Annotated in this window: 15 protein-coding genes and 2 tRNA genes; 2 read left to right on the top strand and 15 right to left on the bottom strand. The window is 56.5% G+C overall.

Annotation, left to right across the window (positions count from 1 at the left end; genetic code table 11):
• Positions 1-11: 11 nt before the first annotated feature.
• Both bamC and dapA read right to left on the bottom strand, forming a co-directional pair.
• Positions 12-1,112 (bottom strand): outer membrane protein assembly factor BamC, encoded by a 1,101-nt coding sequence (gene bamC / locus LPB19_RS10565; protein WP_206642872.1) that lies wholly within the window; start codon positions 1,110-1,112, stop codon positions 12-14.
• Positions 1,113-1,149: 37 nt separating this feature from the next.
• Positions 1,150-2,028: a 4-hydroxy-tetrahydrodipicolinate synthase gene (gene dapA / locus LPB19_RS10560; RefSeq protein WP_206642871.1), complete on the bottom strand. Its 879-nt coding sequence runs from the start codon at positions 2,026-2,028 to the stop codon at positions 1,150-1,152.
• A gap of 74 nt (positions 2,029-2,102) precedes the next feature.
• On the opposite strand from dapA, the gene LPB19_RS10555 reads away from it, so the two are divergent.
• Positions 2,103-2,570, top strand: coding sequence for a peroxiredoxin (locus tag LPB19_RS10555; RefSeq protein WP_206642870.1), 468 nt, complete (start codon positions 2,103-2,105; stop codon positions 2,568-2,570).
• A 7-nt stretch (positions 2,571-2,577) separates the two neighbouring features.
• Here the strand turns inward: LPB19_RS10555 and LPB19_RS10550 are convergent, their stop codons facing one another.
• Both LPB19_RS10550 and LPB19_RS10545 read right to left on the bottom strand, forming a co-directional pair.
• Positions 2,578-3,657, bottom strand: a complete 1,080-nt coding sequence (locus LPB19_RS10550) for an AI-2E family transporter (RefSeq protein ID WP_206642869.1) — start codon at positions 3,655-3,657, stop codon at positions 2,578-2,580.
• Positions 3,658-3,673: 16 nt separating this feature from the next.
• Positions 3,674-3,901 carry a sulfurtransferase TusA family protein gene (locus LPB19_RS10545; RefSeq protein WP_206642868.1) on the bottom strand — a complete coding sequence of 76 codons (228 nt, stop codon included), beginning with the start codon at positions 3,899-3,901 and terminating at the stop codon, positions 3,674-3,676.
• Between the two features lie 198 nt (positions 3,902-4,099).
• Between LPB19_RS10545 and LPB19_RS10540 the strand changes: the two genes are divergently transcribed.
• Entirely contained in the window at positions 4,100-5,533 is a 1,434-nt protein-coding gene (locus LPB19_RS10540; protein WP_228289268.1) for a M48 family metalloprotease, read from the top strand.
• A gap of 7 nt (positions 5,534-5,540) precedes the next feature.
• Here LPB19_RS10540 and nadA read toward each other — a convergent pair whose 3' ends face one another.
• The 11 genes from nadA to ruvB all read right to left on the bottom strand — a co-directional run bounded on the left by nadA (position 5,541) and on the right by ruvB (position 13,484).
• Complete coding sequence (nadA, locus tag LPB19_RS10535; protein ID WP_206642866.1) at positions 5,541-6,602, bottom strand: quinolinate synthase NadA; 1,062 nt, start codon at positions 6,600-6,602, stop codon at positions 5,541-5,543.
• A 170-nt stretch (positions 6,603-6,772) separates the two neighbouring features.
• Positions 6,773-6,848: transfer RNA gene (locus tag LPB19_RS10530), tRNA-Lys, on the bottom strand.
• 71 nt (positions 6,849-6,919) lie between these two features.
• Positions 6,920-6,995: transfer RNA gene (locus LPB19_RS10525), tRNA-Lys, on the bottom strand.
• An 87-nt stretch (positions 6,996-7,082) separates the two neighbouring features.
• Complete coding sequence (gene ybgF / locus LPB19_RS10520; protein WP_206642865.1) at positions 7,083-7,850, bottom strand: tol-pal system protein YbgF; 768 nt, start codon at positions 7,848-7,850, stop codon at positions 7,083-7,085.
• A 24-nt stretch (positions 7,851-7,874) separates the two neighbouring features.
• A complete protein-coding gene (pal, locus tag LPB19_RS10515) occupies positions 7,875-8,444 on the bottom strand; it encodes a peptidoglycan-associated lipoprotein Pal (protein ID WP_206642864.1) in 570 nt (189 codons plus the stop codon).
• Between the two features lie 62 nt (positions 8,445-8,506).
• A complete protein-coding gene (gene tolB, locus LPB19_RS10510) occupies positions 8,507-9,817 on the bottom strand; it encodes a Tol-Pal system beta propeller repeat protein TolB (RefSeq protein ID WP_206642863.1) in 1,311 nt (436 codons plus the stop codon).
• 15 nt (positions 9,818-9,832) lie between these two features.
• Positions 9,833-10,756 carry a cell envelope integrity protein TolA gene (tolA, locus tag LPB19_RS10505; RefSeq protein ID WP_206645770.1) on the bottom strand — a complete coding sequence of 308 codons (924 nt, stop codon included), beginning with the start codon at positions 10,754-10,756 and terminating at the stop codon, positions 9,833-9,835.
• A gap of 80 nt (positions 10,757-10,836) precedes the next feature.
• Positions 10,837-11,283: a protein TolR gene (tolR, locus tag LPB19_RS10500; RefSeq protein WP_206642862.1), complete on the bottom strand. Its 447-nt coding sequence runs from the start codon at positions 11,281-11,283 to the stop codon at positions 10,837-10,839.
• 35 nt (positions 11,284-11,318) lie between these two features.
• Positions 11,319-12,008, bottom strand: a complete 690-nt coding sequence (gene tolQ, locus LPB19_RS10495) for a protein TolQ (RefSeq protein WP_206642861.1) — start codon at positions 12,006-12,008, stop codon at positions 11,319-11,321.
• Between the two features lie 14 nt (positions 12,009-12,022).
• Positions 12,023-12,460 carry a YbgC/FadM family acyl-CoA thioesterase gene (locus tag LPB19_RS10490; RefSeq protein WP_206642860.1) on the bottom strand — a complete coding sequence of 146 codons (438 nt, stop codon included), beginning with the start codon at positions 12,458-12,460 and terminating at the stop codon, positions 12,023-12,025.
• On the bottom strand, positions 12,453-13,484 hold the full coding sequence (ruvB, locus tag LPB19_RS10485) for a Holliday junction branch migration DNA helicase RuvB (protein ID WP_206642859.1): 1,032 nt from the start codon (positions 13,482-13,484) through the stop codon (positions 12,453-12,455). The genes LPB19_RS10490 and ruvB overlap by 8 nt, the downstream gene beginning before the upstream one ends.
• Positions 13,485-13,567 lie beyond the last annotated feature (83 nt).

Genomic DNA, 13,567 nt, shown 5'->3' with positions numbered 1-13,567 from the left:
AGTAACTGAATCTAATAAAGGTATTCGAACAGCTGACCCAACAGATCGGCGGCGTCTCGCTCGCCATCAAAGTTCGCTTCCTGAGCAGCCGTCACGACCACCACTTCAGGCGCTTCATCCAGCCTGAGCGTGTGGGTATGCTCCGGTTCGCTGCTGTCACCGAACCAGCCGAACCAACCGGAGTCACGCTCGTCCTCAGTACGGAAATCGACATGGAACCACCCGTCGCTTCGGTTCAGATCGACAACATCAACACCCGCTTCGGACAGGGCCCGGCGCATTTCTGCCCAGGAACGCCCGTAGTCCAGATCCATCCGGATCGCGACCGCTTGCTCGCCTTCAGACACAAGCTTAACCCGAGGCTCACTGACGATGCCCGACGCCGCCCTTGAGAAGGACTTTTGCTCGTCCCTACCCTTCAGGAAATCGGCCATATCGGCTAACACACGTTTCTGCACGGCCAGCTCTTCGTCCGACGGTGCCGCGGCCTGGCTCCACGGGATCAGGGTACCAGCTTCGGACCCCGCCTCCAGTCTCCGCACCTGGATTTCCGTTGTCTTGCGGCGTACACCCGGAATCATTCTGACCTGCAGTACAAGCCTTGCCTCGTCGGCGCCGGCGTCGTCTGAGAGCTCAGCCAGTTCACGGGCACGCTTGCTGAAGTTCAGCAGCTCGCTTTGCAACAGCCCCTGTTGCGGATCATCAACGCTCACACCCAGCCCGCGATCAATCATATAGGCGTTGGTCGCCGGCCAAAGCCGACCGGGAACATCATTCACCAGCAGCCAGGCCCGTCCATCAAGCTCTTCGACCACATAGTTTTCCTCCAGGATTTCGGAGGTCATATCGGGAGGCTCAGGGAGGTCGGACGGGTAGAACTTGCTGGCGTCAGCCACACTGACATCCCGAATCGGCATCGTCTGGCTGATACGCGATGAATCGGCGCCCTCTGGCAACTGCAGCGGCGGCAGCTCCTGCGCAGATACGTATTGTTCGGAACGGTCATCCATCAGACCGCAACCGGAAAGCGCCACGCTGGTCAGCAGCATTCCGGTCACGAGCGTCCTGGATTTTGGCAATAGATCGTTACGGGTTCCAGAAAGAACCGACATCAAATTACTCCGGAGATAAAGGGCCAAGTCAGACAGCTCAGAGCGCGCCTGAGGCTCTCATTGCGTCTTCCACCTCACTGTGGAATTTTTCGCTCAGCGGTGTCAGTGGAAGACGAATGCCAGCACTGATCATGCCCATGCGGCCAAGGGCCCATTTGACAGGGATCGGGTTGGCCTCGAGAAACAATTTCCGATTCAGCGGCATCAGCAACTCATTGAGGCGCTCGGTCTCTTCACGATTACCCGCAATCGCGGCCTCACACAGCTGAGCCATCGCCCGTGGCGCCACGTTGGCGGTAACGGACACATTACCCTTGGCTCCGGCCAGCATCAGTTCCGCAGCGGTCGCATCATCCCCGGAATACACCGCCAGGCGGCCATCAAGGGCTTCGATCAGCTCGGCGCCGCGCGGGATGTTGCCCGTCGCATCCTTGATGCCAACGATGTTCGGAATATCGGCCAGACGCAGAACTGTCTCGTTCAGCATGTCGCAGGCGGTGCGACCCGGAACGTTGTACAGCATCTGGCTAATACCCGGCACCGCTTCCGCGATGGTTTTGAAATGCTGATACAGGCCTTCCTGAGTCGGCTTGTTGTAGTAAGGCACGACCAGCAAGCATGCGTCTGCCCCCAGTTTGTGGGCCTCGGTCGTCAGCTCGATTGCTTCACGAGTGCTGTTACCACCGGTTCCGGCGATAACAGGAATGCGTTTATCGACACGTTTTATGATGTGGCCAATGACCCGACAATGTTCTTTCGGATCCAGGGTTGCAGATTCACCGGTGGTGCCCACAGCCACGATGCCATGGGTGCCATTTTCGATATGGAAGTCCACCAGCCTGTCCAGCTCCTCCCAGTGAATTTCACCGTCCGGAAACATGGGCGTGACCAGTGCAACAAGGCTACCCGTAATCATAAAAGCTCCGTCTCAATAAAAGCGATATGGTAATGTTGGGCTCGTACTGACACAAGGGAATTCAAGGAGAAGTCATGTCATCCGTTGAACTGGGAAACCCTGTACCAGATTTTGAAGTCCAAGCTACAGGAAACCAGACCATTCGCCTGTCCGATTTCCAGGGAAAAAACGTAATTCTTTATTTCTACCCAAAGGATAACACCCCCGGCTGCACAACCGAGGGTCAGGATTTTCGGGACCGCATGTCGGCGTTTGCCGAGCTTAACACTGAAATTCTGGGCGTCTCCAGAGACGGGCTTCGGGCTCACGAAAATTTCCGCGCCAAGCACGATTTCCCGTTCCACCTGATTTCAGACAAGGACGAAACACTGTGCAAGCTGTTCGACGTCATCAAGCTCAAAAAACTTTACGGCAAAGAGTACCTCGGGATCGACCGCAGCACGTTCCTTATTGACGGCGCCGGCGTTCTTCGGAAGGCCTGGCGCAGCGTCAAGGTCAAAGGTCACGCTGACGAGGTTCTGGAGGCCACCAAGGCGCTCTAGGACCCGGTCAGGAGTGCTCAGGTTCCGGTGGAGGCACAAAGTCCTTCACCGGCCAGGCCGCAAAAACGGCTTTCAGCATGGTTGCCAGAGGAATGGCAAAGAAAACTCCCCACAAGCCCCAGATACCACCGAAAAACAGCACCGCCACGATAATCGCCACCGGATGAAGATTATTCACCTCGGAAAACAGGATCGGCACCAGCACGTTGCCGTCCAACCCCTGGATAACGCCATAAACCACCATCACCCAGATAAAGTGACTGCCCCAGCCAAACGCAAACAAGGCAATCATCGCTACCGGGATGGTTACCACCGCTGCGCCAATGTAGGGAATCACCACACTCAACCCTACCAAAAGTGACAACAGGGCCGCATACGGCATACCAAGGAACTTGAACGCCACATAGGTGGCACCGCCCACAATCAGAATCTCGACCGCCTTACCTCGAACATAATTGGCACACTGAAGGTTCACTTCATGCCAGATGCGAAGCATCATCGGGCGTTGAGGCGGAAGCAGCCTGCCCACGGCGCCCAGCAACACCTCCCGGTCCTTCAAGAAGAAAAACACCAGAATCGGCACCAGAACCATATATATAAGCAGTGCCACCAGATCGGGAATACTGGACAGCGAAAACGACACCAACCACTGCGTCATATGACCAACCTCGGTTGATACCTGCTGATAGACGGTATTGACTGCGTCGGCGGAAATGAGATGGGGATACTCATCCGGAAGCAGCTCTAGATAAGACTGCATTTCCCGGATGATTCTCGGTGTTTCACCGGCAAGGTTGCTTACCTGTGTCCAGATCAGCGGGAGCAAGCCGAAGATGAAACCGACCAGAACGCCGAGGAAAACCAGGAAAACCCCCAGAATAGCCGCCATTTCAGGCACACCCATTTTGACCAGCTTGGTCACCAGACCCTGAAGAATAAAGGCGATAATCAGTGAGGCTATGGCCGGCGCCAACATGGCCCCAAACCAGATAACAAAGATGGTCCCCGTCACCAGGATGAGGAACAGGATTACCGCCTCCTCATCCGAAAAATACTTGTGCGCAAGACCCCGTAAAACTGTGATCATGTATGTCTCCGAAAACCTAGCCGCCGCACTTTATCACAAACCGATACTCACCCCCGGCTTCCGCCGTGCTCACCAGCGAATGCCTGGAGAGCTTGATAAAGGCAGGGATATCCCGGGCCGAGCCCGAGTCAGTGGCAACCACCTCTAACTCCTGGCCAGCTTCCATGGAATTGAGCTCCAGCTTGGTTTTCAGCAAGGGCATCGGGCACTGAAGACCCGACGCATCCAACGTACGATCAGCCATAAAACGGAAACACCATGTCTGAAATCAATGTAAAAACATTCATGCAGGCATTATGCCGAGAGTGTTAATGTATTTCACTACAATAGTATTTAATGCAACCGAACGAACTTTTCGTTGTATATGCCTGTCATTATGGCCACCGGACCAGGGGATACTTTGCAGTACATGAATCGGAAGAGACGCCTCAAATCCAGTCTGATGCCAGCCGGCCTGTGCCTGCTACTCGCCCTCCCTTTCGGCAACCCCACGGCACAGGAAAGCCAGCTACCCACGATCGGCGGCGCGGGCGGAGGATTGATTTCGGGCAAACTGGAGTCTGACATTGGCGAGCAGGTAATGATTTCTATTCGCCGATCAACCCCCAGAATCACCGACCCCCTGGTCTACGATTACCTGACTGCCATCATCTATCGTCTGGTGCCTTCTGCGCCGCTCCAAGACCGAAACCTTACCCTGACACTGATCGACAACCCCGGGATTAACGCCTTCGCGGTTCCGGGGGGTATTGTTGGCGTGAATGGCGGCCTGTTTCTCAGCGCAGCGACCGAACAACAGTTCGCCTCGGTTCTGGCGCACGAACTTGCACACCTCAGTCAGCGCCACTTCGCGCGTCGGATGGAGCAGCAGGAAGCCAACGCACCGTTGGCAATGGCCGGAATGATTGCGGGTATCATCCTGTCGGCGGCCACACAGTCAGACATCGGCATTGCCGCGATTGCCGGTTCACAGGCCATGGCCGTGCAGAACATGCTGGCCTACAGCCGCGCTCACGAACAGGAAGCGGACCGAGTCGGCCTGGATATTCTTGCCAACGCTGGCATGGACCCACGCGGCATGCCGGAAATGTTTGAAATCCTGATGCGCGAGAATCGCCTTCAGGGCAACCGGGTACCGGAGTACCTGTCGACCCACCCGCTCACCCAGAGCCGGGTGTCGGACACCCTGAACCGGGCCGAGCAGTATCCGAAGAAAACCATTGGCGACAGCCTGGAATACCATCTGATCCGCAGCCGCCTGCAGGCACGGTATACCTCGTCACCCCAGGTCGCCATTGACACCTTCGAAGCCTATCTGGAAAAGAGCAACCCTGCGCGAAGCGAGGCTATTCGCTATGGCCTTGCCGTTGCCTACCTGCGAAACAATCAACCAGAAAAGGCCATTAACCTCCTTCAAGAGCTGTTGGAACAGCAACCGGAGAGAATTACGTTCCAGGTAACACTGGCCGAAGCCCTTCTGGGTAACAACCAGATCGAAGAAGCCCGAAAACTGCTGAAAAGTGCGCTGGGCAGGAATCCCGGCAACTATCCCATAAGCTATCAACTCGCAGAAACGGAATTGGCGGCCGGCAGGGGTTCAGCCGCAGCTCAATTATTGAAAGACCTGACCCGGGATATGCCCAAACAGGAGCACCTGTGGCTGAAACTGGCTGACGCCGAGGGACTTGCAAGGAATATTGTGGGAGTACACAGGGCACGGGCAGAATACGACGTACTGATGGGAGACCTGGAAGCCGCTCAGCGACAACTCAGGCAAGCCCAGGAAAAGCTATCCGCTGGCTCTCCCGAGCGGCAGATAGTCACCGAGCGGCTGGCAGAGATCACCCGACGCCTTAACTCCCGACGCAACGGCTGACGCCCCGTCAGCCGTTGCCTGCAACCTGCAGGTCCATGTTCGCCGTGAAGTCCAACATGCGCCGCAGAGGCATCAGCGCGCGTTCACGAAGTGCATCACTCACCGAGACTTCCTGATCCCCCGCCTCAAGCACATGCAAAAGATTTTCCAGACCGTTCATTGCCATCCAAGGACAATGGGCGCAGCTGCGACAGGTAGCCCCGTTGCCTGCGGTCGGTGCCTCAAGCAGCGTCTTGTTCGGCGCCAGCTGCTGCATTTTGTAGAAAATGCCGTTATCGGTCGCAACAATAAACTTGTCGTTCGCCATGGTCTGCACAGCATGAATCAGCTGGGAGGTCGAGCCCACCACGTCCGCCATTTCCACAACAGCATGGGGAGACTCCGGGTGAACCAGGACGGCCGCCTCCGGATACAGAGCCTTCAGATCTTCCAGACCGCGATACTTGAATTCTTCGTGGACTATGCAGGAACCATCCCAAAGCAGCATGTCTGCGCCTGTCGTCTTCTGCACGTAATGCCCAAGATGCTTATCCGGTGCCCACAGAATCTTCTCGCCACGGGCATCCAGGTGCTCGACAATGGCTTGTGCGCAACTGGATGTCACCACCCAGTCGGCCCTGGCCTTTACCGCCGCTGAGGTGTTGGCATACACCACCACGGTGCGGTCAGGGTGCTGATCACAAAATGCCGAGAACTCATCCGCCGGGCACCCGACATCAAGGGAGCAGGTCGCCTCCAGCGTCGGCATGAGCACGGTTTTTTCGGGATTGAGGATTTTCGCGGTTTCTCCCATGAAGCGCACACCGGCAACCACCACGGTGGAGGCTGGATGCTCATTACCAAAACGCGCCATTTCGAGCGAGTCTGCCACGCAGCCGCCGGTCTCCTCGGCCAGTTGCTGCAGCTCTGGATCGGTATAGTAATGCGCCACCAGAACAGCGTCTTTTTCCTGCAACGCTGCTTTTATCTTCGCAATAAGACCGGCTTTCTCGTCAGCACTCAGCGGCTTGGGCTCGGCAGCGTGGGCGAGATGTTCCTGGACAAGAATGCGGTCTTCGGTACGTGTCATTACTGCGTCTCTATGTTGCGTTCAATGTGCAGATTATATCACTGCAATCCCGATTTTCGTGATCAACAGTGAGTCTCCCCGCGGAAGAGCCAACACCCTATTTGGGATCTTATACGCAAAAAAAAAGAGCCCGGAGGCTCTTTTTTTCGAACCCTTTCGGATCCGATATATGGTGGGTCGTGATGGATTCGAACCATCGACCAATTGGTTAAAAGCCAACTGCTCTACCAACTGAGCTAACGACCCATAAACAGTGACCAGCGCTCATACTGATCTGCCCAAACACAAAAATGCGACTTCGCATCCGGACTCTAATTTGGTGGGTCGTGATGGACTCGAACCATCGACCAATTGGTTAAAAGCCAACTGCTCTACCAACTGAGCTAACGACCCAAACGAGGCGCATATAGTAACGATTTTTTTTTGCTGATCAACCCCCTTTTGAAAGTTTCTCAACATTTTTTCTTCGCCGGTTAAGCTTTACCCTGCGCCAAGGAACTTGCGCGCCAACTTGGCGGCACTGCTATCCGGATAACTGTCTACAACGTTCTGCATGCGGCCCCGGGCCTGCTCGGTCTCACCCAGCTTGTCCAGGGTCACACCCAGCTTATACAACGCATCCGGCGCCTTGCGGTGGTCCGGATAGCGGGTGGCGACGATCGTAAACGCCTGCTTCGCCTGCTCCAACTGCGGCTTCACCAGATACACCTCACCCAACCAATAATAGGCGTTTACCGTCAAATCGCCTTCGGGATAGGTATCAATGAACGCGTATATCTTGTTGATGGCCGTGTCGTAATCCTTTTGATTCCGGATCAAATCCTGAATCTCAGCGTAGGCCGCACGCTCCTCGGCGTCAGGCTGGCGGTATTCTTTCTCCTCAATCACCGGTGCCGAAGCTCCGCCTGAGGACGATGCCGACGACGAGCTCCCGACCGGCTGCTCCGCCATTTTTTCCGACAGTGCCAAAATTCGCTGATCCAGATCAATGTATCGATCACGACCCTGTTTCTGGAGCCGATCAATCTGGTAACCCTGCTCTTCCACCTGCCCCCGGAGACGACGGACCTCTTCCTGCAGTTGCTGGATCATATAAAACAGCTCGGCCGAAGCCTGACTATTACCCGCGCCACGCTGAGCGGCAGAGCCACTGTTCTGGAAAGCGGGGGTAGATGATTGCGCCAGAGCCGCTCCCGCCTGCCCGAGAGCAAGCGGAAGCACCACTGTCGCCATGAGTATTTTTCTCATGGACATACCTGTCATCTTGGTTTTTTATTCGAAAACCAGCTCCACACGACGGTTCTGAGCCCAGGAGCTTTCGCTGGAACCCATAACAGCCGGCTTCTCTTCACCGTAGCTTACGGTTTCGATCTGGCCACGTGAAGCGCCGTTCACGATCAGGAAACGCTGTACCGCATTGGCACGACGCTCGCCCAGCGCGAGGTTGTATTCCTTGGTGCCGCGCTCGTCACCGTGACCTTCCAGGCGAACCTGCTGGCCAGGGTTTGAGGCCAGGAACAAAGCGTGAGCCACCAGCACGTCGCGAGCTTCAGGCTTGATTTCGGCAGTATCGAAATCAAAGTAGAAAGTGGTGATTTCGCGCAGCGCTTCCTGCTGAGCCTGCTGCTCTGCAGCCATACGCTCTTCTTCAGTCATCGAGGAAGAGGAAATTCCGCCCTCGTCGCCACCACCGTAAACAGTGGCACCACCTTCCTGGTCAATTGCCGCCACGTCAGAGCCGTACGCTCCCTCATCTACTGTTTCGCCAGTAGAGCTACATCCGGCGAAGAGGCCGACAGACAACATAACTGCAAAAGCCTTGGATTGGGCTGACAACTTCATAGTACTTTCCTTTCGGTTGGTTGACTTAATGTGTGAATCATTGAGCAGGTTTTGCGCACCTGCTACCGCACCAGCGGCCCCCACGCGGGCTCGCGCACATCGCCTTCAGACGCCGGGAGGCTATAAGCCGCGCCGCCGTCCGCAGAAATGACGGTGAGTACGCTGCTGCCCTGCTTGGTGGCATAAATCAGCATACGCCCATTCGGGGACACACTTGGGGATTCGTCGGATTCTGTCCTGGTCAGTATGGTTTCCTCACCAGTTTCTAAATCGGTTCTGGCTATATTGAACGCCCTGTCGCGCTGATGCACATAGTATACATAACGCCCACTGCTGTCCGGCCTGGGCCGGGCGTTATAACGGCTACCAAACGTAATGCGCCTGGGTGCGGCATCGAGATTTTGCTTGTAGTAGATCTGGGGGCCGCCGGAGCGATCGGAGGTGAAGAATAGCCCTTGTCCACGGGCATCCCAGCTTGGCTCGGTATCAATCGCCCAATGGTTGGTGACCTTTTTCAGTTGTCGACTGGCCAGATCCATGCGGTAAATCTCCGCGTTCCCATCCTTAGATAAGGTCATCAACAGGGAACGGCCATCATCAGACCAGGCCGGCGCGGAATTGAGCCCCGGAAAGTCAGCAACTTTTGTCCGCTGGCCGGTGGCGAGTTCATGCACAAAGATTACGGGCTTGCCGGTCTCGAAGGAGACATACGCAAGGCGCTTGCCGTCAGGCGACCAAGCAGGCGACAGGATAGGCTCCCGGCTTTCCAGCCGTATGGAAGCCCGCTTGCCATCGACGTCACTCACCTGCAACCTGTATCGCGGCTGGCCATTGGCGGTGTCAAGTGTGATATAAGCCAGCTTCGTGGAAAAAGCCCCGGGCACCCCAGTAATCGCCTCGTATACCTGGTCACTGATGGCATGCGCCAGAGTGCGGATGTTCGATGCCGAAGCCGAGCTTGTTCGCCCAAGCAGGCGCTCCTCGGTGCTTACATCAAACAGTTCATAGCGGGCGCTGACCCGGTCAGCCTGCCGTGTCATCTCGCCCACCAGCACGTAGCGCTGGCCCAGCAAACGCCAGTCCCGGAAAAACACTTCAGCCCGTTTGGACGGCAAACTGAGCATTTGCTCTGGCGGCAAAGGCTTGAACTCACCGCTCATCGCCAGGTCGCTCTGCACAATGGCGCTGACCTTATCACCGGGTGGAAATGCACCGCTTTCCGCAAAAGGCACTACCGCAATGGGAATGGCAGCATCCGCACCTTCGGTAATACGAATAACCAGCTCGGCTCTTGCCACGCCGCTGCCCAGTGCCAACAGGCACAGGACGGTAACGAAGCCACGTAAAGAGGTTGTCCAGATCCGTTGTCTCATAGAGTCATCCGTTCTTTATTGCAGCCCACCCGGGGTGAATTCGAGGGTGAACTGACGAAAATATTTTTCAAATGTCTGCCGGTCATTTGGAATCGGGTATCGTCCGACCGCCCGCGCTGCACTCAGTGCCGTGTTATCAAATGCGGCATTGCCACTGCTTCCGACCATCCGGACACTGGCCAACTCTCCGGTCGGCAACAGCGTTATACTCAGAGTAGTCTTGAGGCCCTCGGTTGCCGATGACGGTTTGTACCACTCTCGCCTCACCCGCTCATAAATCAGCGCCCGGTATTTCTCGGCTTCCGTCAGCATCTGGGCTTCTTTTGCCCTGGCAGCGGCAGCTTCCGCCTGACGGCGCGCCTCCGATTCTTCCGCTTTCCGAGCCTGCTCAGCCAAGGCCTCCAATTGCTGCTCTCTGAGCTTTCGCTCGGCCTCCTTTCTGGCCTCTTCCTCGCGTCTGCGCTGCTCTTCCTGGCGACGCTTCTCTTCTTCTGCTTTGCGCCGGGCCTCTTCTTTTCGCTTCTCTTCCTCAGCCTTCCGGCGCTCTCGCTCTTTAGCTTCCGCCTCGGCCTTCAAGCGAGCCGCTTCCTTCGCCCGCGCAGCCTCTTCTTCACGCTTGCGACGCTCCGCTTCCTGTTTTTTGCGCTCGGCTTCCTTTCGGGCGGCCTCTTCCTTGCGCTGTCTCTCTGCCTCGGCTTTGCGTCGCTCTTCCTCCCGACGCTTCGCTTCTGCTTCGCGCTTCTGCTCTTCGAGCTTGCGCTCTTGCTCACGATCAACTTGCTCAACAGGTTCCACAATCTCACTGGGAACTGGCTGTTGCTGAGTGATCAACCGGGCCGAAATGCTTCTGGGCGGCGGTTCCTCCTTCGGACTGGTCCAGGACCAGCCTGCCAGAGCCACGCCGATAATGAGCACATGCAGGCCCACCGACAGCGCGATCGGCGATTTCCACGGGGCATGACCAGTGCTGATTTCTTCGCGTTCGTGACCTATCAAAACGTTTCTGTCCGCGCCTTTTATCACTTATCCGTGGAGGGAGCTTCGGTAATCAAGCCAACACTTGATGCTCCTGCCGCCTGGAGTTCAGCCATAAGCCGAACGACAACCCCGTACTCGACATGCTCATCCCCGCGCACCAGCACCTCACTATTGGTTCGCTGAGAGAGGATTTTGGTGATCTGTTCACGGATTTCCGGCAACGACATCGGGTCACCGCCCTCATCACCGATCTCCATGTAATAGGCGCCGTTGGTATCCACCGAAACAACAATCGACTCTACGTCCTTATCGGCTTGAATCGGCTCAGACGTCGTTTCGGGAAGCTCTACTTTCACTCCCTGGGTCAGCATGGGCGCCGTGACCATAAAGATGATCAGAAGCACCAACATCACATCGATATAGGGGACGACGTTGATTTCTGACATCGGTTTGCGCCGATGTTGCGGCATCATTCCCATGCCCTTCATCGCATCACCTCAGTAAATAATCCGGAACAACTCACTTATACGCCGCTCGCGTCACTGCTGTGTACGCGCCGATGCAGGATGCTGGAAAACTCTTCCGCGAAGGTCTCATAATTCTTGAGCAACGCATCGGACATGGCCGAGAACCGGTTGTAGGCAATAACGGCGGGAATCGCGGCAAACAGGCCCATGGCGGTGGCGATCAACGCCTCCGAGATGCCCGGAGCTACGGTAGCCAGCGTCGCCTGTTGAACCTGAGCCAGGCCACGAAACGAATTCATGATCCCCCAAACGGTGCCGAACAGGCCGACGTATGGACTGGTGGAGCCCACCGTTGCCAGAAATGGCAGGTGCGTCTCCAGCCGCTCTTGCTCCCGTGAAAAAGCCACGCGCATAGCGCGTTGAGCGCCTTCCATGACGGCGTCCGGGTCCCGGCTTTGCTGGCGCAAGCGAGAAAACTCTTTGAAACCGGCACGGAATACGGACTCCATACCCGAAAACGGAGTCGGTTCGGCGCTCACCTCACGGTAGAGCTGCCCCAGATCCATGCCGGACCAGAAGCGCTCTTCAAACTCATATTGGGATTGCTTGGCCTGCCGGAATACCTTGATGCGCTGAAATATCAGCGCCCACGAAATGATGGATGCCAGTGCGAGCAACAGCATAACGAGCTGCACCAGCACACCGGCATTGGCGATGAGGTACCAAACTGAAACTTCCGATTCCACCTTTTGCTCCTGGCTTATTGTTCAATCTGAATGTGATTGTTCAGTACGTTCTGCATATCTTCAGGAAAGCGCCGCGGACGCCCGGTGTCCAGCGCTACGCAGGCCACACGGACATCCGCAGAGCAAAGCAGCTGCCGGTCCTCTGCCCGCAACACTTCCTGGCGCAGATCCATCCAGGCCCGCCCAAAACCAACGGGCTCGGCGGTCGCCAGCAACTGATCATCCAGTCTGGCCGGCCTGGCGTAACTGATGTTCATACGACTGACAACATAACTGATGTTTTGCGTCAGCCCGGCCCTCAGACCCACCCCACAACTGCGCACCCATTCGGTACGGGCACGTTCCATGTAGTGCAGATACTTGGCATGAAAAACGATGCCCCCTGCATCCGTGTCCTCAATATAAACACGCAGGGGCAATTCGAACGATTTAGCCGGGCCCCGATCAACCAAAAAGGTCGTCCTCCGCACCCGGCTTGGGTGCCACCACGCCGAAATGCTGGTAGGCACTCGAGGTCACCATCCGCCCACGGGGCGTCCGAACCATGAAGCCCTGCTGGATCAAAAACGGCTCCAGCACGTCTTCGATCGTGCCTCGCTCCTCACTAATCGCGGCAGCCAGACTATCAACTCCCACCGGCCCACCGTCGAATTTCTCAATCATTGCCAGCAGCAATCGCCGGTCCATATGATCGAATCCTTCGCCATCCACCTTTAACAGGTTGAGCGCCTGATCCGCCACTTCAGCACTGATGTGGCCGTCTGCGCGCACCTCTGCAAAATCCCTGACCCGGCGCAACAGCCGATTGGCAATTCGTGGCGTGCCGCGTGAGCGGCGTGCAATCTCAAACGCACCGGCCTGATCAATATCAACCGAAGACAGCCGTCCGGACCGCTGGATGATATGGGTCAGATCGGCCGTATTGTAAAACTCAAGCCGCTGAACAATGCCAAACCTGTCCCGTAAGGGTGATGTCAGCAAACCCGCGCGGGTTGTTGCGCCCACCAGCGTGAAGGGCGGCAAATCGAGCTTGATCGAACGAGCGGCCGGCCCTTCACCAATCATGATATCCAGCTGGTAGTCCTCCATCGCCGGATACAGCACCTCTTCCACAGCCGCACTGAGCCGGTGGATTTCATCGATGAAAAGCACATCGCCTTCTTCGAGGTTGGTCAGCATGGCGGCGAGGTCGCCCGCCTTTTCCAGTACCGGGCCGGACGTTGTCTTGATTGACACGCCCATCTCGTTGGCAATGATGTTCGCCAGCGTGGTTTTGCCCAACCCTGGCGGGCCGAAGATCAGCACGTGATCGAGGGCTTCCTGACGCCCACGGGCGGCGGAGATGAAGATCTCCATCTGCTCACGCACCGTAGGCTGCCCGACGTATTCGTTCAGGAGAGTAGGACGTATCGCCCGATCCTGTACCTCTTCGTAATCACCGGCCTGGGCTGAAATCAGTCGGTCGGATTCGATCATGGCATTGTCCGATTGGAAAAAAACAAGTAATCGCCGCCTTCGTGCTTACCTGAACGATAACCTATTGCGCCAATTGTACAAAC

Origin of the sequence: Marinobacter salinisoli (genome assembly GCF_017301335.1) — a bacterium.
Taxonomy (GTDB): Bacteria; Pseudomonadota; Gammaproteobacteria; order Pseudomonadales; family Oleiphilaceae; genus Marinobacter; species Marinobacter salinisoli.
Note: the sequence above shows the minus strand (reverse complement) of the source record. Positions and strands in the feature narration are given on the sequence as shown.

What these genes read in the sequence shown, in the direction of transcription:
- dapA (WP_206642871.1), bottom strand. Translation starts at nt 2,028, where the DNA reads ATGATTACGGGTAGCCTTGTTGCACTGGTCACGCCCATGTTTCCGGAC.
- tolR (WP_206642862.1), bottom strand. Translation starts at nt 11,283, where the DNA reads ATGAAGGGCATGGGAATGATGCCGCAACATCGGCGCAAACCGATGTCA.
- ruvB (WP_206642859.1), bottom strand. Translation starts at nt 13,484, where the DNA reads ATGATCGAATCCGACCGACTGATTTCAGCCCAGGCCGGTGATTACGAA.
- ybgF (WP_206642865.1), bottom strand. Translation starts at nt 7,850, where the DNA reads ATGAGAAAAATACTCATGGCGACAGTGGTGCTTCCGCTTGCTCTCGGG.
- pal (WP_206642864.1), bottom strand. Translation starts at nt 8,444, where the DNA reads ATGAAGTTGTCAGCCCAATCCAAGGCTTTTGCAGTTATGTTGTCTGTC.
- LPB19_RS10540 (WP_228289268.1), top strand. Translation starts at nt 4,100, where the DNA reads ATGCCAGCCGGCCTGTGCCTGCTACTCGCCCTCCCTTTCGGCAACCCC.
- LPB19_RS10550 (WP_206642869.1), bottom strand. Translation starts at nt 3,657, where the DNA reads ATGATCACAGTTTTACGGGGTCTTGCGCACAAGTATTTTTCGGATGAG.
- nadA (WP_206642866.1), bottom strand. Translation starts at nt 6,602, where the DNA reads ATGACACGTACCGAAGACCGCATTCTTGTCCAGGAACATCTCGCCCAC.
- LPB19_RS10545 (WP_206642868.1), bottom strand. Translation starts at nt 3,901, where the DNA reads ATGGCTGATCGTACGTTGGATGCGTCGGGTCTTCAGTGCCCGATGCCC.
- bamC (WP_206642872.1), bottom strand. Translation starts at nt 1,112, where the DNA reads ATGTCGGTTCTTTCTGGAACCCGTAACGATCTATTGCCAAAATCCAGG.
- LPB19_RS10555 (WP_206642870.1), top strand. Translation starts at nt 2,103, where the DNA reads ATGTCATCCGTTGAACTGGGAAACCCTGTACCAGATTTTGAAGTCCAA.
- tolB (WP_206642863.1), bottom strand. Translation starts at nt 9,817, where the DNA reads ATGAGACAACGGATCTGGACAACCTCTTTACGTGGCTTCGTTACCGTC.